The sequence below is a fragment of the Paenarthrobacter sp. NEAU-H11 genome (assembly GCF_050573415.1).
GTDB lineage: Bacteria > Actinomycetota > Actinomycetes > Actinomycetales > Micrococcaceae > Arthrobacter.
Window position 1 is genome coordinate 57,668 of sequence record NZ_JBNZGA010000021.1, and the last position, 22,470, is coordinate 80,137.

15 protein-coding genes and 2 rRNA genes are annotated in these 22,470 nt (G+C 64.4%); 15 read left to right on the forward strand and 2 right to left on the reverse strand.

What is annotated here, in order from left to right:
• Positions 1–97 precede the first annotated feature (97 nt).
• From argC to ACQ3DC_RS19565, 10 genes are all read left to right on the forward strand, one after another.
• Entirely contained in the window at positions 98–1,141 is a 1,044-nt protein-coding gene (gene argC, locus ACQ3DC_RS19520) for an N-acetyl-gamma-glutamyl-phosphate reductase (RefSeq protein ID WP_157238559.1), read from the forward strand.
• Positions 1,138–2,304 (forward strand): bifunctional glutamate N-acetyltransferase/amino-acid acetyltransferase ArgJ, encoded by a 1,167-nt coding sequence (argJ, locus tag ACQ3DC_RS19525; RefSeq protein WP_157238558.1) that lies wholly within the window; start codon positions 1,138–1,140, stop codon positions 2,302–2,304. The genes argC and argJ overlap by 4 nt, the downstream gene beginning before the upstream one ends.
• Positions 2,305–2,343: 39 nt before the next feature.
• Positions 2,344–3,303, forward strand: a complete 960-nt coding sequence (gene argB, locus ACQ3DC_RS19530) for an acetylglutamate kinase (protein WP_104999686.1) — start codon at positions 2,344–2,346, stop codon at positions 3,301–3,303.
• Entirely contained in the window at positions 3,300–4,553 is a 1,254-nt protein-coding gene (locus ACQ3DC_RS19535) for an acetylornithine transaminase (protein ID WP_430752988.1), read from the forward strand. Before argB ends, ACQ3DC_RS19535 begins: the two co-directional genes overlap by 4 nt.
• Positions 4,550–5,560, forward strand: a complete 1,011-nt coding sequence (argF, locus tag ACQ3DC_RS19540) for an ornithine carbamoyltransferase (RefSeq protein ID WP_421092820.1) — start codon at positions 4,550–4,552, stop codon at positions 5,558–5,560. Before ACQ3DC_RS19535 ends, argF begins: the two co-directional genes overlap by 4 nt.
• Positions 5,560–6,090, forward strand: a complete 531-nt coding sequence (locus ACQ3DC_RS19545) for an arginine repressor (protein ID WP_104997445.1) — start codon at positions 5,560–5,562, stop codon at positions 6,088–6,090. Before argF ends, ACQ3DC_RS19545 begins: the two co-directional genes overlap by 1 nt.
• Before the next feature lie 47 nt (positions 6,091–6,137).
• Positions 6,138–7,343, forward strand: a complete 1,206-nt coding sequence (locus ACQ3DC_RS19550; protein ID WP_009359388.1) for an argininosuccinate synthase — start codon at positions 6,138–6,140, stop codon at positions 7,341–7,343.
• A complete protein-coding gene (argH, locus tag ACQ3DC_RS19555) occupies positions 7,344–8,759 on the forward strand; it encodes an argininosuccinate lyase (RefSeq protein WP_421092821.1) in 1,416 nt (471 codons plus the stop codon).
• Between the two features lie 141 nt (positions 8,760–8,900).
• Positions 8,901–9,449: a pyridoxine/pyridoxamine 5'-phosphate oxidase gene (locus ACQ3DC_RS19560; RefSeq protein WP_430752989.1), complete on the forward strand. Its 549-nt coding sequence runs from the start codon at positions 8,901–8,903 to the stop codon at positions 9,447–9,449.
• Between the two features lie 10 nt (positions 9,450–9,459).
• On the forward strand, positions 9,460–10,221 hold the full coding sequence (locus ACQ3DC_RS19565; RefSeq protein WP_421092822.1) for a maleylpyruvate isomerase family mycothiol-dependent enzyme: 762 nt from the start codon (positions 9,460–9,462) through the stop codon (positions 10,219–10,221).
• A 1-nt stretch (position 10,222) separates the two neighbouring features.
• On the opposite strand, the gene ACQ3DC_RS19570 is transcribed toward ACQ3DC_RS19565, so the two are convergent.
• Together ACQ3DC_RS19570 and ACQ3DC_RS19575 are read right to left on the reverse strand one after the other, a co-directional pair.
• The gene (locus ACQ3DC_RS19570) at positions 10,223–10,717 is read right to left on the reverse strand and encodes a methylated-DNA--[protein]-cysteine S-methyltransferase (RefSeq protein WP_430752990.1); all 495 of its coding nucleotides are present in this window, start codon (positions 10,715–10,717) and stop codon (positions 10,223–10,225) included.
• On the reverse strand, positions 10,714–12,264 hold the full coding sequence (locus ACQ3DC_RS19575) for a DNA-3-methyladenine glycosylase 2 family protein (protein ID WP_430752991.1): 1,551 nt from the start codon (positions 12,262–12,264) through the stop codon (positions 10,714–10,716). Before ACQ3DC_RS19575 ends, ACQ3DC_RS19570 begins: the two co-directional genes overlap by 4 nt.
• A gap of 116 nt (positions 12,265–12,380) precedes the next feature.
• On the opposite strand from ACQ3DC_RS19575, the gene ACQ3DC_RS19580 reads away from it, so the two are divergent.
• The 5 genes from ACQ3DC_RS19580 (at position 12,381) to ACQ3DC_RS19600 (ending at position 22,344) form a co-directional block, all read left to right on the forward strand.
• Positions 12,381–13,055, forward strand: coding sequence for a DNA-3-methyladenine glycosylase (locus ACQ3DC_RS19580; protein WP_321215894.1), 675 nt, complete (start codon positions 12,381–12,383; stop codon positions 13,053–13,055).
• Positions 13,056–13,107: 52 nt separating this feature from the next.
• Entirely contained in the window at positions 13,108–15,336 is a 2,229-nt protein-coding gene (locus ACQ3DC_RS19585) for a HelD family protein (protein WP_323057573.1), read from the forward strand.
• 34 nt (positions 15,337–15,370) lie between these two features.
• Positions 15,371–16,684 carry a tyrosine--tRNA ligase gene (gene tyrS, locus ACQ3DC_RS19590; protein ID WP_321215896.1) on the forward strand — a complete coding sequence of 438 codons (1,314 nt, stop codon included), beginning with the start codon at positions 15,371–15,373 and terminating at the stop codon, positions 16,682–16,684.
• Between the two features lie 517 nt (positions 16,685–17,201).
• Positions 17,202–18,724: ribosomal RNA gene (locus tag ACQ3DC_RS19595) — 16S ribosomal RNA — on the forward strand.
• A gap of 493 nt (positions 18,725–19,217) precedes the next feature.
• A 23S ribosomal RNA gene (locus ACQ3DC_RS19600) occupies positions 19,218–22,344 on the forward strand.
• The 16S and 23S rRNA genes sit together here, the layout of an rRNA operon.
• Positions 22,345–22,470: the final 126 nt, after the last annotated feature.

Sequence of the window (22,470 nt, forward strand, 5' to 3'; positions counted from 1 at the left end):
AGGGAAACCGAAGGGAAACCCGGTGCCGAGGCAAACATCCAGGGTCTGATGCATAAATATCGGGACCAGTGCATATTCTTGCTGTAAGGTGGAGTCCATGACTATTTCTGTTGCAGTGTCAGGCGCCAGCGGTTATGCCGGTGGAGAAGTCCTGCGCCTCCTCGCCGGACACCCGGATGTCACCATTGGGGCCATCACGGCCCACAGCAATGCCGGCTCCCGGCTCGGCGAGCTGCAGCCCCACCTGCACGGTCTGGCCAGCCGAATCCTCGAGGACACCACGGTGGAGAACCTCGCCGGCCATGACGTCGTATTCCTCGCCCTGCCGCACGGTGCCTCCGCGGAGATCGCGGCGCAGCTCCCGGAAGGGACAATCGTCATCGACGCCGGGGCGGACCACCGCCTCGAGGACCCCGCGGCCTGGGAGAAGTTTTATGGCTCTGCCCACGCGGGCACCTGGCCGTACGGCCTGCCGGAACTTCCCGGCCAGCGCGAGGCCCTGAAGGGCGCAACCCGCATCGCCGTGCCCGGCTGCTACCCGACGTCGGCCCTGCTGGCCTTGACGCCAGGGTTCGCCGCGCATCTCCTGGAGCCCGACGACGTCGTGATCGTTTCCGCGTCCGGTACCTCCGGTGCGGGGAAGGCAGCGAAAGTGAACCTGATCGGTGCCGAAGTGATGGGCTCCATGAGTCCCTACGGCGTGGGCGGCGGCCACCGGCACACCCCCGAAATTGAACAGGGCCTGTCCAATGCGGCGGGGGAGCAGGTCACCGTCTCCTTCACGCCCACCCTGGCTCCGATGAGCCGCGGGATCCTCACCACGGCGACGGCGAGGGTAAAGCCGCAGGCACTAAGCAGTACCACGCCGGAACAGTTGCGCCAGGCCTGGACCGACGCGTACGACGACGAACCCTTTGTGCACGTCCTGCCGGAGGGCCAGTGGCCCGGCACCAAGTCAGTGCAGGGGTCCAACCACGCGGCCATGCAGCTGGCTTTCGACGCCCGCACCGGGCGGGTGATCGTTACCTGCGTTATCGACAACCTCACCAAGGGAACGGCCGGCGGCGCCGTCCAGTCCATGAACATCGCGCTTGGCCTGCCGGAAACCGCCGGCCTCGACCTGCAGGGAGTAGCTCCATGACCATTACCGCACCTTCCGGATTCCGGGCTGCCGGCATCACCGCAGGACTAAAGGCTTCCGGCAAGCCGGACCTTGCCCTTGTGGTCAACGACGGCCCCGCCAAGGCCGCCGCCGCGGTCTTCACCAGCAACCGGGTGGCTGCGGCCCCGGTCCACTGGTCCCGCCAGGTGGTTTCCGACGGCCGGGTGGACGCAGTCATCCTCAACTCCGGCGGCGCCAACGCCTGCACCGGGCCCACCGGCTTCCAGAACACCCACAGCACAGCCGAAAAGGTGGCTGAGGTGCTGGGTATCTCGGCCACGGATGTGTTTGTATGCTCCACCGGCCTGATCGGCGAGCAGCTGCCCATGGACAAGATCCTTCCCGGCGTGGAGGCAGCAGCTGCGGCCTTGAACGACGATGGCGGGCCCGAGGCGGGCGTGGCCATCATGACCACCGACTCGGTGCCGAAATCTGCACTGTTCATCGGAAGCGACGCCGACGGCCAGGAATTCAGCATTGGCGGCATTGCCAAGGGCGCCGGCATGCTCGCTCCCGGCCTGGCCACCATGCTGGTGGTGCTCACCACGGACGCGGCGGTGGATGCGGACATGCTCGACGTCGTCCTTCGCGATGCCACACGCGTCACCTTCGACCGGGCAGACTCGGACGGCTGCATGTCCACCAACGACACCGTGGTCCTGCTGGCCTCCGGCGCCTCCGGTGCTGTCCCTTCCGCCGAAGCGTTCAGCGAAGGCCTGATCAAGGTCTGCGCCGAACTGGCCCGGAAGCTCATCGCGGACGCCGAAGGCGCCAGCCACGACATCGCCATCCGGACCTTCAACGCCGCCAGCGAGGCCGACGCCGTAACCGTGAGCCGGTCCGTGGCCCGCTCCAACCTCTTCAAGGCCGCCATCTTCGGCAAGGACCCCAACTGGGGCCGGGTACTCTCTGCGGTCGGCACCACGGACGCCGCATTCGAGCCTGACCAGCTCAACGTGGCCATGAACGGCGTCCAGATCTGCCGGAACGGCAGCATCGGTGACGACCGGAGCCTCGTGAACCTGGAACCACGCGAAGTGCGGGTGGACATCGACCTGCAGGCCGGCGACGCCGAGGCCACCATCTGGACCAACGACCTCACCCACGACTACGTGCACGAGAACAGCGCCTACTCCAGCTAGGGCCTGTCCCCGGCAGAAACCGTTGTGGAAAGTGACAGCATGAACACCCAGACGCGTGAAACCACCAGCATGTCCGACGCCCAGGACAAGGCAGCAACCCTGATCGAGGCCCTGCCCTGGATCCAGCGCTTCGCCGGCACCACCATGGTGATCAAGTACGGCGGCAACGCCATGGTCAACGATGATCTCCGCCGCGCCTTCGCCGAGGACATCGTCTTTCTCCACCACGTGGGCATCCACCCCGTGGTGGTCCACGGCGGCGGTCCGCAGATCAACTCGATGCTGGGCAGGCTCGGCATCGAGTCTGAGTTCAAGGGCGGCCTCCGGGTCACGACGCCCGAGGCCATGGACGTTGTCCGCATGGTCCTCACCGGCCAGGTGGGGCGTGAGCTGGTGGGACTGATCAACTCGCACGGCCCCTACGCGGTGGGCATGTCCGGAGAAGACGGCGGGCTGCTGCGCGCCGTCCGGACGGGCACTGTGGTGGACGGCGAAGAAGTGGACCTCGGGCTGGTAGGCGAGGTGGTCGGCGTCGACCCCGCAGGCATCGAGGACATCCTCGGCGCCGGCCGCATTCCGGTGATCTCCACAGTTGCCCCGGAGATCGTGGACGGCGGAGAAGGCGTGGCCGGCACCGCCCGCTTCCAGCCCACCGGCCAGGTCCTCAACGTCAACGCGGACACCGCCGCGGCGGCCGTCGCCTCGGCGCTGGGCGCCTCCAAGCTGGTGATCCTGACCGACGTCGAAGGGCTGTACGCCAACTGGCCGGACAAGTCCTCCCTCATTTCCTCCCTCACGGCCTCGGAGCTGCGGGACATGCTTCCGCGGCTCGAATCAGGCATGATCCCGAAGATGGCTGCATGCCTGAAGGCCATTGACGAGGGTGTGGAACGCGCGCACATCGTGGACGGGCGCCTGCCCCATTCCATGCTTCTTGAAACATTCACGACGGCGGGCATTGGCACCCAGGTAGTCCCGGACGAGGAGATCAACGCATGAACTCGGTGGAAAAGCCATCCGTGACAGAACTCGTGGAGACCACGGGCCACGCCGGAGCCGAGTGGCTGGAACGCTACTCCACCTCCCTGATGGGCGTGTTCGGCACCCCGCAGCGTGTGCTGGTGCGCGGCGCCGGCTGCCTGGTCTGGGATGCCGACGGCAAGGAATACCTCGACCTCCTTGGCGGGATTGCGGTCAACGCCCTGGGCCACGCGAACCCGTTCGTCACGTCCGTGATCTCCAGCCAGCTGGCCACGCTCGGGCATGTCTCCAACTTCTTCACCAGCCCCACGCAGATCGCCCTGGCCGAAAAACTCCTGGCCCTCACCCAGGCGCCGGCCGGCTCCAAGGTGTTCTTCACCAACTCCGGCACGGAGGCGAACGAGGCGGCCTTCAAGCTGGCGCGCCGCAATACGGGTGGCAGCGGCGCCAAACGGACCAAGATCATCGCCCTCGAAGGCGCCTTCCACGGCCGGACCATGGGCGCGCTTGCCCTGACCGCCAAGGAGGCCTACCGCGAGCCGTTCGAGCCGCTGCCCGGCGGCGTGGTGCACATCCCGTTCGGGAACGCCGAGGCGCTCAAGGCTGCCGTTGATGAAACGGTGGCCGCCGTTTTCCTGGAGCCCATCCAGGGCGAGGCGGGCGTCCGGCCCCTGCCGCCCGGGTACCTTCGGGCCGCGCGGGAGCTGACAGCCAGGGTAGGGACGCTGCTGATCCTGGACGAGGTGCAGACCGGCATTGGCCGCACCGGCAAGTGGCTTGCCAGCGAGGACGCCGGCATCATGCCCGACGCCGTCACCCTGGCCAAGGGACTGGGCGGGGGCTTCCCGATCGGTGCGCTGGTCACCTTCGGCAGCCATACGTCGTCGTTGCTGTCCGCCGGCCAGCACGGCACCACGTTCGGCGGCAACCCGGTGGCCACGGCAGCTGCCCTCGCCACGCTCCACGCGATCGAAAGCCAGGATATTCTGGCGAACGTGGCTTCGGTAGGGGAGCACCTGCGTTCGGGGCTGGCGGCCATCCCGGGCGTCACCGAAGTCCGGGGCGAAGGCCTGCTGATCGGCTTCGACCTCGACGAGGACGTGGCCCCGGCCGTGGTGCAGGCCGGCCTGGACGCCGGCTTCATCGTCAACAGCCCGGGTCCGCGGACCATCCGCCTTGCGCCGCCGCTGGTCCTCACGGCAGCGCAGGCAGACACTTTCCTGGCCGCCTTCCCGGCCATCCTCCAAGCAGCTAAGGACGCCCAGTGACACCAGCCACCGGCACCACCCGGCACTTCCTCAAGGACACGGACCTCAGCCCTGCCGAGCAGGCAGAGGTCCTGGACCTCGCCATGCGCATGAAGGCCGCCCCGTACAGCGTCCAGCCGTTCGCTGCCGAGGGCAGCGGCCGCAAGACCGTCGCCGTGATCTTCGACAAGACCTCCACCCGGACCCGGGTGTCGTTCGCCACCGGCATCGCGGACATGGGCGGCAACGCGCTGATCATCAACCCGGGCGAGGCTCAGATCGGCCACAAGGAATCCGTGGAGGACACCGCCAAGGTCCTGGAACGCATGGTGTCCACCATTGTGTGGCGGACCGGCGCCCACGCCGGCCTGGTGGCCATGGCCGAAAACTCCAGGGTGCCGGTCATCAACGCCCTGTGCGATGACTACCACCCGTGCCAGCTGCTCGCGGACCTGCTGGCCGTGAAGGAGCACAAGGGCGAACTCAAGGGGCTCACCATGAGCTACCTCGGGGATGCCGCCAACAACATGGCGAACTCCTACCTGCTGGCCGGGGTGACGGCCGGGATGCATGTCCGGATTGCCGGGCCCGAGGGCTACCTCCCCGCGGCGGACATCGTGGCAGCCGCGGAGGAACGCGCCGCGGAGACCGGCGGTTCGGTGCTGGTCACGACTGACGCGGCGGAGGCCTTGAAAGGGGCCGACGTCGTGGCAACGGACACGTGGGTGTCCATGGGCCAGGAAGCCGAAAAGGAAGCCCGGCTCCAGCTGTTCCGGGAGTACTCCGTCGATGAGGCGGCCATGGCACATGCTGCGGAAGACGCCGTCGTGCTTCACTGCCTCCCCGCGTACCGCGGGTACGAAATCTCTGCCGGCGTCATCGACGGGCCGCAGTCCATCGTCTGGGACGAGGCCGAAAACCGGCTGCACGCCCAGAAGGCCCTGATGGCGTGGCTGATGCACCGCTCCGGCCTGGCGTTCGTGGACGGCCTCGCTCCGGTTGAAGGCACCGGGGAGAGCACGTTCTAGTGTCTGCCCAACCGGCGTCGCCGGGCTCCAGCCCGGCCACTAAGACGGCCCGCCAGGCCCGGATCGCGGCCATCCTGACGGGTGAATCGGTGCGCTCCCAGGCGGAGCTGGCAGCCCTGCTGGCGGACGACGGCGTGCAGGTCACCCAGGCGACGCTGTCGCGGGACCTGGTGGAACTCGGCGCGGTCCGGGTGCGCGGCAAGGAGGGCGTGCTGGTGTATGCGGTCCCCGGCGAGGGCGGCGAGCGGGCCGCAAAAAGCGGGGTGAGCCAGGAGATCCTGGACGCCCGGCTGGCCCGGCTGTGCAGCGAACTGCTGGTCACCGCGGAGGCCTCAGCCAACATCGCCGTGCTCCGTACTCCGCCGGGCGCCGCCAACTTCCTGGCCCTGGCCATCGACCACTCGGTGATGCCGTCCATCCTGGGGACCATCGCCGGGGATGACACCGTGCTGCTGGTCTCCCGGGATCCGCAGGGCGGCCAGGACCTCGCCGCCAGGTTCCTGCAACTGGCTGAAGAAGCCGGGCAATAAGCTTGAAGACAACATCTACAACCCCCCCAATCCCAAGGAGCATCCAAGTGACTGAACGCATCGTGCTGGCCTACTCAGGCGGCCTGGACACCTCAGTAGCCATCGGCTGGATCGGCGAAGCCACCGGCGCCGAGGTCATCGCCGTAGCGGTCGACGTCGGACAGGGCGGCGAGTCCCTGGAGACCATCCGCCAGCGTGCCCTCGGCTGCGGCGCCGTCGAAGCCTACGTGGCCGACGCCTCCGACGAGTTCGCCAACGAGTACTGCGTCCCCACGCTGAAGGCCAACGCCCTCTACCAGGGCCACTACCCCCTGGTTTCCGCCATCTCCCGCCCGGTGATCGTCAAGCACCTGGTCAAGGCGGCCCGTGAATTCGGCGCCACCACCGTTGCCCACGGCTGCACCGGCAAGGGCAACGACCAGGTCCGCTTCGAAGTGGGCATCCAGACCCTCGGCCCGGACCTGAAGTGCATCGCCCCGGTCCGCGACCTCGCCCTCACCCGCGACAAGGCCATCGCATTCGCCGAGGAAAAGGGCCTGCCCATCGAGACCACCAAGAAGAACCCGTACTCGATCGACCAGAACGTCTGGGGCCGCGCCGTCGAAACCGGCTACCTCGAGGACATCTGGAACGCCCCCACCAAGGACATCTACGACTACACCGCCACCCCGGAATTCCCGCCGGCACCGGATGAAGTCACCATCTCCTTCGAAGCCGGCGTGCCGGTGGCGATTGACGGCGTCAAGGTCACCCCGCTGCAGGCCATCAAGGAACTCAACCGCCGCGCCGGCGCCCAGGGCGTGGGCCGGATCGACGTCGTCGAGGACCGCCTGGTGGGCATCAAGTCCCGTGAAATCTACGAGGCCCCGGGCGCCATGGCGCTGATCACCGCGCACAAGCACCTCGAGGACATCACCATCGAGCGCGAGCAGGCCCGCTTCAAGGCCACCGTTGGCCAGCGCTGGGCCGAACTTGTCTACGACGGCCAGTGGTTCTCCCCGCTGAAGCGCTCCCTGGACGCCTTCATCGAGGACACCCAGAAGTACGTCTCCGGCGACATCCGGATGACCCTGCACGGCGGCCAGGCCATCGTCAACGGCCGCCGCTCCGACACCTCGCTTTACGACTTCAACCTCGCCACCTACGACACCGGCGACACCTTCGACCAGTCCATGGCACGCGGCTTCATCGAGCTGTGGGGCATGTCCGCCAAGGTTGCCTCTGGCCGCGACATCCGGGTCGCGGGAAAGTAAATGGTCTCGGCAACAAATGAAGGCGCTCTGTGGGGCGGCCGGTTCGCCGGCGGCCCCGCGGACGCCCTGGCCGCACTGAGCAAGTCCACGCATTTCGACTGGCGGCTGGCCCGCTACGACATCGCCGGGTCCAAGGCGCACGCCCGCGTCCTGCACAAGGCCGGGCTGCTGGATGACGCCGAACTCGAAGGCATGCTGGCTGCCCTGTCGCAGCTGGATGAGGACGTTGCGTCCGGCGCCTACCTGCCCGCGGAGTCCGACGAGGACGTGCACGGCTCGCTGGAGCGCGGACTCATTGAGCGTGCCGGGACCCAGCTGGGCGGCAAGCTCCGCGCCGGCCGCTCGCGCAATGACCAGGTGGCCACGCTGGGCCGCATGTTCCTGCGTGACCACGCCAGGATCATCGCACGGGGCGTGCTGGCCACAGTGGACGCGCTGGTGGAACAGGCCAAGGCCCACCATGGTGTGGCCATGCCGGGCCGCACCCACCTGCAGCACGCCCAGCCGGTGCTGCTCAGCCACCACCTGCTGGCCCATGCCTGGGCGCTGCTGCGCGATGTGCAGCGGCTCCAGGACTGGGACAAGCGCGCCGGCGTTTCGCCCTACGGGTCGGGTGCCCTGGCGGGTTCCTCGCTGGGCCTGGACCCGGAAGCCGTGGCGGCGGACCTGGGCTTCTTCTCCGCCACGCACAACTCAATCGACGGCACCGCGTCCCGCGACGTCTTCGCCGAGTTTGCCTGGGTGTGCTCGATGATCGGCGTGGACCTGTCCAGGATTTCGGAGGAGGTCATCTTCTGGGCCACGAAGGAGTTCTCCTTTGTGACCCTGCACGATTCCTACTCCACCGGTTCCTCGATCATGCCCCAGAAGAAAAATCCGGATGTGGCGGAGCTGGCCCGCGGAAAGGCCGGCCGGCTGATCGGCAACCTTACCGGGCTGCTGGCCACGCTCAAGGGCCTGCCGCTGGCGTACAACCGCGACCTGCAGGAGGACAAGGAACCGGTGTTCGATGCCGCCGACACCCTGGAGCTGCTCCTCCCGGCCGTCTCCGGCATGATCGCGACGCTGAAGTTCAACACCGAACGGATGGAGTCCCTGGCACCCCAGGGCTTCGCGCTGGCCACGGACATCGCCGAATGGCTGGTCCGCCAGGGCGTGCCGTTCCGCGAGGCGCATGAACTCTCGGGCGCGGCCGTCAAGCAGGCGGAATCCCGCGGCGTGGAGCTGTGGGACCTGACGGACGAAGAGTACGCGGCCATCTCGGAGCACCTGACGCCGGAGGTCCGCACGGTCCTGTCCACGGAAGGTTCCCTGAACAGCCGCAACTCGCAGGGCGGAACGGCGCCGGCCGCCGTCGAACGCCAGCTCGCTGCGCTGGAAGCCGAACTTGCCGGCGTCCGGGAGTACGCCGGCTAGAACGCTCTCTCACTTAACGCGCCGTTTCTGCCAAGGCTCTCTCACTTTCCCTAAGAAAGTGAGAGAGCCTTGCCGATTTTCGAGCATCAAGTGAGAGAGCGTCGGGGGTTCAGGCGGACGACTCACCGCTACCATGGCGCAATGAGCGAAACTTTCCGGAGGTTCCTTCGCACCCTGCCCGACTTTCCAGCGGACTTGCCCGGCTTCGACCCTGACAAGTCGCCGCAGGACCCGGTCCTGCTCTTTAAGCAGTGGCTGGACGAGGCCCTGGCGGCAGGGGAACCCCAGCCTCATGCCTGCAGCCTGGCCACCGTTGGCCGCGGTTCCGGCGGTGGGCAGCAACCGTCGTCGAGGATGCTGATCCTGAAGAACATCGACGACGACGGCTGGCACTTCGCCACGTCCCGCACCTCGCGCAAGGGCAGGGAACTGGGCGCCAACCCCTACGCCGCCCTGAACTTCTACTGGCCGTCGCTGGGCCGGCAGGTCCGTGTGCTGGGTCCCGTGACGGAATTATCCGCGGAAGCTTCGTCCACGGACTGGGCCGAACGGCCGCGTGCTGACGGCAGCGAAAACCCTGACTGGCAGCTCTATGCCATCCGCCCGGAGGAGATCGAGTTCTGGCAGGCCAGCCACGACGGCTCCCATATCCGCCACCGCCTGGGCGCGGACGGCGCACGGCTGGACTAGGCTGGGCGGCATGACCGCTCCCGAACCCGACCTCCTGCTCACCGGGCTTCACGCAGCTGCCGACGACGTCACCTCCGACGCCGCCAAGCTCACCGACGACGACGTGAAGGCTCCCTCCGCCCTGCCCGGCTGGACGCGGGGACACGTCCTTGCGCATCTCACGGGGATCTCCAACGCCATGGCCCGGCAGCTCGAGTACGCCGCCCGGGGGGAAACCATCGAGCTCTACGACGGCGGCATGGACGGCCGGAACAGGGCGATCGGCATGGCGGCCGGCCACGACGCCGCCACCCACAAGGCGGACCTGGCCGAGGCCCTGGAGCGGGTCCTGCGCGCGTTCGATGCGCTGCCGGGCATCAAGGACTCGTCGGCCAACCGCACCGGCTGGTGGGCGCCCATCTCCTATCGGGGTGGAGTGGTCCTGGACGGAGGCCTGGCCCTGTGGCGCGAGCTCGTCATCCATGACTCCGACCTCCTGACCGGCAGGGGACCGGAAACCTGGAGCCGGCCGTTTTGCGAGCACCTGTTCGATTTCCTCGCAGCCCGCGTCCCGCCAGGGGAGAAACTGGTGCTGCAGCCGCTTGGCCTGCCGCCCGTGACTGTCGGCAGCGGCAACCGGTCCACCGTGGTCAGCGGCATGGTCACTGATATCGCCGCGTGGCTGGCCGGCCGCGAACCCACGTTGGGGAGCCTGCGCGCTTCTGCAGCGGCCGACGGCGTGGACCTGCCGACGCTGCTGCCATGGCCGGCGGGAACGCCCGCGCCCAAGTGATTCAGGCGGCTTCGCGCGCCAGCAGGCTCTGCTTGATGGGCAGTCCCCACCGGAAGCCGCCCAGTGAACCGTCCGTGCGGATCACGCGGTGGCAGGGCACAAACAGGGCAGCCGCATTGAAGGCACAGGCGCTGGCGGCCGCCCGGACCGCTTTGGGATTGCCGGCCAGCCCGGCGTACTCGGTGTACGTTACCGGGGAACCAGGCTGCACCAGCCGGAGCACATCCCACGCGTGGGCACGGAACGGCCCGGACTTCTGCCGCACGGGCACCCGCATGGCCGGCGCCGGATCGCCCGCATAAAACGCCTCCACGGCAGCCGAGATTTCCCCCATGCTGGTGACCAGCTCAATCGAGGCCGGCCGCAGGGAAGGGTGGACCTGGCCGGTCAGGTCGCCGGGATTGCCGGTCCAGCCGCTGGAAAGGACCACGCCGTCCCGGGCAAGGATGGTGAACGGTCCGTCCGGGGTGGACATCTGGAGCAACTGGGCCTTCATCGGTTCGCCTTCTCTGTTGTGCCGGTGCCTGTTGTGCTGGTGCCTGTTGTGCTGTTGACTGCCGCGGCAGGGCGCGCCGCCGCCCGCCACAGGTGCATGGTGGCATAGGAGCGCCACGGGCTGACGTCATGGAAGTCCGGGCTTGGGGCCGCAGCACCGTGGAAACCGGGTTCCGCATCCGCCGCACCGCAGGCCACACCGCTCAGGGCCTTGATTCCGTTCCGCACCGCCGCATCGTTGGCAAGGAATATGTCCGGGGCGCCGAGCACCCGCATGGCGAGGTAGCCCACCGTCCATGGTCCAACCCCCGCCAGCGGCAGCAGCTTCGCGCCAAGGCTGGCCAGGTCGTCGCCGTAGCCGAAATCGAGCCTACCTTCCGCCAACGCGGAAGCGGCTGCCCGGAGTGCCTCGGTTCGCTTCCGGGGCCCGCGCAGGAGGGCGTGGCCGTGCGCGGCGATCTCCGCTGCGGTGGGGAACATGCGGTCAAGCCCGTCGCCGGGGCTTTGGCTGGGGCGTCCGACGGCGGCCAGCTGAGTGAGTGCGGTCCGCGCCGCAGCCACGGTGACCTGCTGCCCGATCATCGCCCGGACCAGCATTTCCGCGGGATCCATCGCTCCGGGCATCCTGATCCCCGGGGCGCCTGCCACCGCGGCCGCCAGCCGGCGGTCCCCGGCCAGCGCGCTGTCGATGGCAACCGGATCCGCGTCCAGGTCGAACAGCCTCCGGACGCGGCTCAGCAGGGCCGGCAGGTCGCGGAGGTCCACCGCGCCGATGGTGAGGGTCAGCGGCCGCCCGGGAGCGCCGTCGTCGTAATCCACCCGGAACCTCGCGTCCCCGTGCGGAAGCCGCAGCGTGCGGGCGTAGGACGCCGCGGTGCCGGTTTCGATTCCGGGGAGGGCGCGAACGGCAAGGAACGTAAAAATCCCGGGGTCGAAGGGTTCCCGGTAGGGGAGGCGGAGGGTGATGGCGGTGGAGCCGGCGGGGGCCTTCGGATGCCGCGCCGCGCGCAGGGCAGTGGGGGTCATGTCGAAGACCTCCAGCATGGTGTCGTTGAACTGGCGGACGCTGCTGAAGCCGGCCGCGAAGGCGATGTCCGCTAGCTTCATGGAAGTGGACACCAGCAGGGTGCGGGCGGTTTGCGCCCGCCCGGCCCGGGCCAGCGACAGCGGCCCCGACCCCAGTTCCTGGCTGAGGATGCGGTTGAGCTGGCGGGACGAATAGCCCAGGCGGGCTGCCAGGCCCTCCACGCCGTCCCTGTTGATCACGCCGTCGTTGATGAGCCGCATGGCGCGCCCGGCAACATCCTGGCGAACGTTCCAGGCCGGTGTCCCTGGAACAGCCTCCGGAAGGCAGCGCTTGCAGGCCCGGTAGCCGGCGTCGTGGGCCGCTGCGGAGGTCTCGTAGAACGTAACGTTGGCCGGCTTTGGTGTCCGGGCCGGGCATGACGGGCGGCAGTAAATGCCCGTGGTCCGGACGGCAGTGTAGAACTGCCCGTCGAACCGGGTGTCCCTGGCATCGATTGCCCGGTAGCGCTGCCAGAAGTCCATTCCTCCATCCTGCCAGCCGCACTGGGTCCGGGCTAGCGGAAATCGGACAGGGCCGTTTCCCCTGCCCGTACCAAAAATGATCCGTATTGGCCGCCGGCTTTGGATAGAGTCTGGCCATGAGCAGAAATCCGCTGACCGGCACATCGCTGCGGGATTTCCTTTCCGGAGATGCCCGCCAGTTGGCGCCCCTGCTGCTGGGGGCGGTGCTGACGCACGAGTCCCGGGAAGGCGTGGTGTCCGTCCGGCTCACCGAAGTGGAGGCCTACCTCGGGCCCGAGGATTCGCTCCACCCGGACCCCGGCTCGCACACCTACCGGGGCCCCACGCCTCGCAACGCACCCATGTTTGGCCCGGCGGGGCACCTGTATGTCTACTTCACCTACGGGATGCATCACTGCACCAACCTTGTGTGCGGACCGGAAGGAACGGCTTCCGCCCTCCTGCTGCGGGCCGGGGAGATCGTGGACGGCGTGGACCTTGCCCGGCGCCGGCGCCCCACGTCCAAGGATCCTGCCGACCTGGCAAGGGGTCCCGCGCGGCTGGCCAAAGCCATGGGGATGACGACGGCGGACAGCGGCCGCGATGCACTGGCGCCGCCTTTCGGGCTGGTGCTTCCGCCCCGCCCCGGCCAGCCGGTGAGTTCAGGCCCTCGCGTGGGAGTGTCCGGTGCAGGTGGAACGGACCAGTACTCCTGGCGCTTCTGGATCACCGGCGACCCCACCGTCTCCCAGTACAAGGCCGCCAAGCCCAGGAGGGCAAAACCGGATCCGGCCGGGTTTCACGGGCGTTAACGGAAATGGTTGTAGAATGGTAGGTCTGTCTTTTGCGATAGGGGAACGTTAAATGCTCGACGCCGATTTGGCCCACGAACGGGACTATGTTGCCGGCCTGTATGCGCGGCTGGAAGAGCTGCGCGAGGAAAAGCGCCGCCAACTGGCCCAGGTCCGCCGGGCCGGGGCCGTGGGCACCATGCAGAACGTTTCGGAACGTGACGCGTTCGCTGCACTGTATGAGGACCGCCTGGCGCAGCTGGATGCTGTAGACGACCGCCTGGTCTTCGGCCGCCTGGACCTGGACTCAGGCGAAGCGCAGTACATTGGCCGCATTGGCCTCACCACCGAGGACCTGCAACGGCTCATGGTGGACTGGCGCGCGCCCGAGGCCGGCCATTTCTACCAGGCCACTGCGTTTGACCGGCAGGGCGTCCGCCGCCGCCGGCACCTCATCCTGCAGGGCCGTGAGGTCAAGGCCATCGAGGACGACGTCCTTGACGCGGACATGCTTGCGGACAACGAGTCGCTGCAGGGCGAAGGCGCCCTGCTCGCCGCGCTGAACTCCAAGCGGACCGGCCGGATGTCGGACATCGTCAGCACCATCCAATCCGAGCAGGACCGGATCATCCGTTCGTCGATTTCCGGCGCGCTCGTGGTGCAGGGCGGTCCCGGTACCGGCAAGACCGCTGTTGCCCTGCACCGCGCCGCCTACCTGCTCTACACCCACCGCGACCGCCTCAAGACCGCCGGCGTCCTGCTGGTGGGCCCGTCGTCGTCGTTCATGAAGTACATCGAACGGGTGCTGCCCTCCCTCGGTGAGACCGGCGTGGTCATGGCCAGCGTCGGCCGCCTCATGCCCGGAATCCACGCTGTCCCCGAGCCGGACGCCGCGGTTGCCGCCATCAAGGGCCGGCTGGACATGGCCGGCGTGGTGGCCAATGCCGTGGCCAACCGGCAGCGAATGCCCGCCGAGGACCGCATCCTTGAAGTCGACGGCCGGAAACTCGTGCTGACCCAGCGCCAGGTGCGCCGGGCAAGGGAACGGGCACGCTCCACCGGCAAGCCCCACAACGAGGCACGCGTGACGTTCGTCAAGATCCTGCTCCGGGAACTGACCGAACAGATGACGGAGCTCGTGGAAGCCGGAAACATCGGCAACAACGCCGACCGCTCCTACCTTGCCGAGGATGTGCGCAGCGCCCGTGACGTGCGGATCGCCCTCAACCTTTGCTGGATGCCCATGACGCCGGAAAAGCTGATCTCCGAGCTCTTCAGTAAGCCTGCCATCCTGGAAGCCTGCACGCCCAAGCTCGCCCCGGCGGAGCGCGCCCTGCTGCTGCGCCCCGCGGACGCGCCCTGGACGGAATCCGACGTACCCCTCCTGGATGAGGCTGCGGAGCTGCTCGGCGAGCTTGATCCGGCTGCGGGGCGTGGCCTGGCCCAGCAGGAACACGACCGCGCCCGGGACCTTGCGAACGCGAAGCAGACGCTGGTCAACATGGAGGCGGCGGGCGTGGACCCGCTGATGTCGGCCGAGGAACTGGCCGAGCAGAACCAGGAGCAGGAAACAAGGCAGACCGCTGCCGAGCGCGCCACCAGCGACCGCACCTGGGCCTTCGGCCACATCGTGGTGGACGAGGCGCAGGAGCTATCGCCCATGCAGTGGCGCCTGCTGGTCCGCCGGTGCCCCCTGAAGTCCTTCACGATCGTCGGGGACATCGCGCAGACGAGTTCGGTGGCCGGCGCGAATTCGTGGCAGGGCGCGCTTGCTCCGATGTTCGGTGAGCGCTGGCAGTTGGAGGAGCTGACGGTCAACTACCGGACCCCCTCCCAGATCGCCGAAGCCGCGGTCCGGATGGCCAACGCAGCCGGACTGGTGGTCTCGGCGCCCAAGGCTGTCCGCGAAGGACGCTGGTCGCCCGTCATCGACGAGGTGGATCCGGGCCAGGTGGTCAGCCGCCTGGTTGAGGTCCTGCCCGAGGAACTGGACGCGCTCGACGGCGGACTCCTCGCCGTCATCGCGGACGGCGCCTTTTTGCCGGAAGCCACTGCGGCCCTGCGCGCCGCCTACGGGCGCCGCGTGGGCACGGGTGCAGGCAGCTATGAGCAGGACATCGTGGTGATCAGCCCCCGGGAAGCCAAGGGGCTGGAGTTCGACGGCGTCGTGGTGCTGGAGCCGTCCATGATGCTGAACCATGAGCACGGCAAGGTGGGGGACCTGTACGTCGCGATGACCCGCGCCACCCAGCGGCTGCGGCTTATTGCTTCGGAACCTGTGCCGGCCGGGATCAAGCGCTGATCCTGCCTGCCGCAATACTGCTAACTTAGAAGGCGTGCCAGAACTCAACAGCCTCGAATCGCAGCAGAACGACGCCACTTTTGCCAATGTCTGGCAGGAGCTGAAATGGCGTGGCCTGGTCCACGTCTCCACCGACGAAGCAGAACTCGAAAAACTGCTCGCCGGCGCCCCGGTGACGTACTATTGCGGCTTCGATCCCACCGCGCCGAGCCTGCACCTGGGCAACCTCGTCCAGCTCCTGCTCATGCGCCGGCTGCAGTTGGCCGGCCACAAGCCCCTCGGGCTCGTGGGCGGTTCCACCGGCATGATCGGCGATCCCCGTCCCACGGCCGAACGCACCCTGAACACCAAGGACACCGTCGCCGAGTGGGTGGGCTACCTCCAGGCGCAGGTCCGCCGGTTCCTCAGCTTCGAGGGTGACAACGCAGCCCGGATGGTCAACAACCTGGACTGGACCGCGCCGCTGAGCGCCATTGACTTCCTGCGTGACGTGGGAAAGCACTTCCGCGTGGGCACCATGCTGCGCAAGGACGCCGTGGCCTCCCGGCTGCACTCGGATGAGGGCATCAGCTACACGGAGTTCAGCTACCAGATCCTGCAGGGGATGGACTACCTCCAGCTGTACCGGGATTATGGCTGCGTGCTGCAGACCGGCGGCTCGGACCAGTGGGGCAACCTCACCAGCGGAACCGAGCTGATCCGCAAGGTGGAGGGCAAGAGCGTCCACGCCCTGGGAACTCCGTTGATCACCAACGCCGACGGCACCAAGTTCGGCAAGAGCGAGGGCAACGCCATCTGGCTGGACGCCGGCATGTGCAGCCCTTATGCCTTCTACCAGTTCTGGGTCAACACTGCGGATGCCGACGTCGTGAACCGGCTGAAGGTCTTTACCTTCCTTAGCCGGGCCGAGATTGAAGAAATCGCCGTGGCTGTTGCTGAGCGCCCGTTCGCCCGCGAGGGACAGCGGAAGCTTGCCTATGAAGTGACGTCCCTCGTGCATGGAGTGGAAGCCACCGAGAAGGTCATCGCGGCCTCCGCAGCGCTTTTCGGGAACGGCGACCTCACAGCCTTGGACAAGCCCACGCTGCAGGCGGCAACGTCAGAGCTTCCCTCTGCAACTGTCCAGGTGGATGCGATGGGAATCGTGGACCTGCTGGTTGCCTCCGGCCTCTCCGAAAGCAAGTCGGCCGCCAGGCGGACGGTTGGTGAAGGCGGAGCCTACGTCAACAACGAGAAGGTGTCCGACCCCGAAGCCGTGATTTCGGAGTCCGAACTTCTGCATGGGCAATACCTGCTCCTGCGCCGCGGAAAGAAGAACCTCGCTACCGTGGAAGTCCTGGTTCCCTAGGCTTATCACCCGCCCCGCGAAGACCCCCTGCACGCTCCTCCGCAGCCGATTTGCACGGCCGCGGGGGAGCGTGTAATGTTTTCTGAGTCGCCGCCGCTGAAGCGGAAAAATAGCGACCAACCCCCACCAAAAAGTGAAGCAACTTCACGATGTGCAGAAGCACTGACGGAAGAAATTGCTCCGGTTTATGATGGGCGGATTCGTTCCGCAGAGTGAATTCCGGGAAAACAACCGGATTTGCAAAGTGAAAATGAATGAAATAAGATTGAAACATCGCAGCGAAGAAATACGAAATAGAAATTCATTGAATTGAATTGTTTTCGGGAATATTCGAATGTGTCTGTTGTTTGAGAACTCAATAGTGTGCCAAGTTTGTTGATACCAATTGTTTTAGTGATTGGTTGAATTGACCGGGTCATCCGCCCCTGTGGGTGGTCTGGTTTTTACAGCTGGTTTCAAATTTTGTGCAGCCTTTTTGTCCCGTTTTCCCGGGGCTGGGGGTTGTGTCTGTTTTACTTCAACGGAGAGTTTGATCCTGGCTCAGGATGAACGCTGGCGGCGTGCTTAACACATGCAAGTCGAACGATGAACCTCACTTGTGGGGGGATTAGTGGCGAACGGGTGAGTAACACGTGAGTAACCTGCCCTTAACTCTGGGATAAGCCTGGGAAACTGGGTCTAATACCGGATATGACTCCTCATCGCATGGTGGGGGGTGGAAAGCTTTTTGTGGTTTTGGATGGACTCGCGGCCTATCAGCTTGTTGGTGAGGTAATGGCTTACCAAGGCGACGACGGGTAGCCGGCCTGAGAGGGTGACCGGCCACACTGGGACTGAGACACGGCCCAGACTCCTACGGGAGGCAGCAGTGGGGAATATTGCACAATGGGCGCAAGCCTGATGCAGCGACGCCGCGTGAGGGATGACGGCCTTCGGGTTGTAAACCTCTTTCAGTAGGGAAGAAGCGAAAGTGACGGTACCTGCAGAAGAAGCGCCGGCTAACTACGTGCCAGCAGCCGCGGTAATACGTAGGGCGCAAGCGTTATCCGGAATTATTGGGCGTAAAGAGCTCGTAGGCGGTTTGTCGCGTCTGCCGTGAAAGTCCGGGGCTCAACTCCGGATCTGCGGTGGGTACGGGCAGACTAGAGTGATGTAGGGGAGACTGGAATTCCTGGTGTAGCGGTGAAATGCGCAGATATCAGGAGGAACACCGATGGCGAAGGCAGGTCTCTGGGCATTAACTGACGCTGAGGAGCGAAAGCATGGGGAGCGAACAGGATTAGATACCCTGGTAGTCCATGCCGTAAACGTTGGGCACTAGGTGTGGGGGACATTCCACGTTTTCCGCGCCGTAGCTAACGCATTAAGTGCCCCGCCTGGGGAGTACGGCCGCAAGGCTAAAACTCAAAGGAATTGACGGGGGCCCGCACAAGCGGCGGAGCATGCGGATTAATTCGATGCAACGCGAAGAACCTTACCAAGGCTTGACATGAACCGGTAATACCTGGAGACAGGTGCCCCGCTTGCGGTCGGTTTACAGGTGGTGCATGGTTGTCGTCAGCTCGTGTCGTGAGATGTTGGGTTAAGTCCCGCAACGAGCGCAACCCTCGTTCTATGTTGCCAGCACGTGATGGTGGGGACTCATAGGAGACTGCCGGGGTCAACTCGGAGGAAGGTGGGGACGACGTCAAATCATCATGCCCCTTATGTCTTGGGCTTCACGCATGCTACAATGGCCGGTACAAAGGGTTGCGATACTGTGAGGTGGAGCTAATCCCAAAAAGCCGGTCTCAGTTCGGATTGGGGTCTGCAACTCGACCCCATGAAGTCGGAGTCGCTAGTAATCGCAGATCAGCAACGCTGCGGTGAATACGTTCCCGGGCCTTGTACACACCGCCCGTCAAGTCACGAAAGTTGGTAACACCCGAAGCCGGTGGCCTAACCCCTTGTGGGAGGGAGCTGTCGAAGGTGGGACTGGCGATTGGGACTAAGTCGTAACAAGGTAGCCGTACCGGAAGGTGCGGCTGGATCACCTCCTTTCTAAGGAGCACCTACAGATTGTTCGTGCCGTGTATGCGGTGCGGGGGTTTGTCAGGAGTACAGCCCGTTGCGCAGACGCAAGTTCTGCGGCGGGTGCTCAAGGGTGGAATATCAACGAATAGCGGCTGCCGGTTCTTTCCGGTGCTTAGTACGGTTCCTCTTTGCGGGGGTTCCTGGAAGGGTGCTGGTGGGTGCGGGTGGTTTCGTGTTTGGCACACTGTTGGGTCCTGAGGCAACAGGGCCGTGGTTCCGTCCCGTGTGGGGCGGGGTTGCGGGTTTGTTTGTTTCTGGTTTCCTGGCTGCACCGATCATGCATGTTGTGTGTGTGGGGTGTGTGGTTTGGGGTTGTTGTTTGAGAACTACATAGTGGACGCGAGCATCTTTTATAAGAAGCAATTTCCAAGAATATGAACCTGGATCTGTTGTGCTGTCTTTCGGGATGGTGCAGTGGTTTTCGTGGTTCTCTCGAAAATTAGCGTTTTTGATCTTTTGTGGTCAAGTTTTTAAGAGCACACGGTGGATGCCTTGGCATTAGGAGCCGAAGAAGGACGTAGGAATCTGCGATAAGCCTGGGGGAGTCGATAACCGGACTGTGATCCCAGGGTGTCCGAATGGGGAAACCCCGCCGAGCGCGCGAGTGACTCGGTGACCCGCATCTGAACACATAGGGTGCGTGGAGGGAACGCGGGGAAGTGAAACATCTCAGTACCCGCAGGAAGAGAAAACAATAGTGATTCCGTTAGTAGTGGCGAGCGAACGCGGATCAGGCTAAACCGTTCCATGTGTGATAGCCGGCGGGCGTTGCATGGTCGGGGTTGTGGGACTTTCCATACCAGTTCTGCCGGGCTGGTGGGGTGTGATGTGCAGGCATAGGTGAACGGTCTTGAAAGGCCGGCCAGAGAGGGTGTTAGCCCCGTAACCGTAATGTTGTGTACCGCCTGTGAGAGTATCCCAAGTAGTACGGGGCCCGAGAAATCCCGTGCGAATCTGTCAGGACCACCTGATAAGCCTAAATACTCCCTAATGACCGATAGCGGACCAGTACCGTGAGGGAAAGGTGAAAAGTACCCCGGGAGGGGAGTGAAACAGTACCTGAAACCGTGTGCTTACAATCCGTCGGAGCCAGTCTGATTCTGGTGACGGCGTGCCTTTTGAAGAATGAGCCTGCGAGTTAGTGTTACGTCGCGAGGTTAACCCGTGTGGGGCAGCCGTAGCGAAAGCGAGTCTGAATAGGGCGTTGCAGTGGCGTGATCTAGACCCGAAGCGAAGTGATCTACCCATGGCCAGGTTGAAGCGACGGTAAGACGTCGTGGAGGACCGAACCCACTTCAGTTGAAAATGGAGGGGATGAGCTGTGGGTAGGGGTGAAAGGCCAATCAAACTTCGTGATAGCTGGTTCTCCCCGAAATGCATTTAGGTGCAGCGTTGCGTGTTTCTTGCTGGAGGTAGAGCTACTGGATGGCTAATGGGCCCTACAAGGTTACTGACGTCAGCCAAACTCCGAATGCCGGTAAGTGAGAGCGCAGCAGTGAGACTGTGGGGGATAAGCTTCATAGTCGAGAGGGAAACAGCCCAGACCACCAACTAAGGCCCCTAAGCGTGTGCTAAGTGGGAAAGGATGTGGAGTTGCGAAGACAACCAGGAGGTTGGCTTAGAAGCAGCCATCCTTAAAAGAGTGCGTAATAGCTCACTGGTCAAGTGATTCCGCGCCGACAATGTAGCGGGGCTCAAGTACACCGCCGAAGTTGTGGCATTCAAATATTAGCTAAGCCCTTGTGGTTCAGGCGTTTGGATGGGTAGGGGAGCGTCGTGTGGGCGGTGAAGTCGCGGTGTAAACCAGCGGTGGAGCCTACACGAGTGAGAATGCAGGCATGAGTAGCGAAAGACGGGTGAGAAACCCGTCCGCCGAATGATCAAGGGTTCCAGGGTCAAGCTAATCTGCCCTGGGTAAGTCGGGACCTAAGGCGAGGCCGACAGGCGTAGTCGATGGACAACGGGTTGATATTCCCGTACCGGCGAAAAACCGCCCATGCTGAACAGGGGATACTAACTGCCCGAGACCTGCCTGACACCCCTTGTGGGTGAAGGGTTTTGGTGGAGCGCAGGACCTGATCCTGGGAGGCAAGCGTATTAACAGGTGTGACGCAGGAAGGTAGCCGAGCCGGGCGATGGTTGTCCCGGTCTAAGGATGTAGGGCGAACGGTAGGCAAATCCGCTGTTCATGATGCCTGAGATCTGATGGGACCCCCGTTTGGGGGGATTCGGTGATCCTATGCTGCCGAGAAAAGCATCGACGCGAGGTTTTAGCCGCCCGTACCCCAAACCGACACAGGTGATCAGGTAGAGAATACTAAGGCGATCGAGAGAATTATGGTTAAGGAACTCGGCAAAATGCCCCCGTAACTTCGGGAGAAGGGGGGCCCCAACCTTGAACACCACTTGCTGGTGGGAGGGGATCGGGGCCGCAGAGACCAGGGGGAAGCGACTGTTTACTAAAAACACAGGTCCGTGCGAAGTCGCAAGACGATGTATACGGACTGACTCCTGCCCGGTGCTGGAAGGTTAAGAGGACCGGTTAGCCGCAAGGCGAAGCTGAGAATTTAAGCCCCAGTAAACGGCGGTGGTAACTATAACCATCCTAAGGTAGCGAAATTCCTTGTCGGGTAAGTTCCGACCTGCACGAATGGAGTAACGACTTCCCCGCTGTCTCAACCATAAACTCGGCGAAATTGCAGTACGAGTAAAGATGCTCGTTACGCGCAGCAGGACGGAAAGACCCCGAGACCTTTACTATAGTTTGGTATTGGTGTTCGGAGTGGCTTGTGTAGGATAGGTGGGAGACGTTGAAGCCCGGACGCCAGTTCGGGTGGAGTCATCGTTGAAATACCACTCTGGTCACTTTGGACATCTAACTTCGGCCCGTAATCCGGGTCAGGGACAGTGCCTGATGGGTAGTTTAACTGGGGCGGTTGCCTCCTAAAAAGTAACGGAGGCGCCCAAAGGTTCCCTCAGCCTGGTTGGCAATCAGGTGTCGAGTGTAAGTGCACAAGGGAGCTTGACTGTGAGAGAGACATCTCGAGCAGGGACGAAAGTCGGGACTAGTGATCCGGCGGTACATTGTGGAATGGCCGTCGCTCAACGGATAAAAGGTACCTCGGGGATAACAGGCTGATCTTGCCCAAGAGTCCATATCGACGGCATGGTTTGGCACCTCGATGTCGGCTCGTCGCATCCTGGGGCTGGAGTAGGTCCCAAGGGTTGGGCTGTTCGCCCATTAAAGCGGTACGCGAGCTGGGTTTAGAACGTCGTGAGACAGTTCGGTCCCTATCCGCTGCGCGCGCAGGAAATTTGAGAAGGGCTGTCCTTAGTACGAGAGGACCGGGACGGACGAACCTCTGGTGTGTCAGTTGTACTGCCAAGTGCACCGCTGATTAGCTACGTTCGGATGGGATAACCGCTGAAAGCATCTAAGCGGGAAGCTCGCTTCAAGATGAGATTTCCATACACCTCGTGTGTGAGAGGCCCCCAGCCAGACCACTGGGTTGATAGGCCGGATGTGGAAGCGAGGACTAACGACTCGTGAAGCTGACCGGTACTAATAGGCCGATAACTTACACCACACACCACACCCGTGAAACCGGTTCAAAAGCGGTTCCACACCAGGGTTGGTAAAAAGATAACAAGACTGCTTGCGTCCACTATGTGGTTCCCGAACAACAAACCATTTGTTGCAGGGAACACCAACT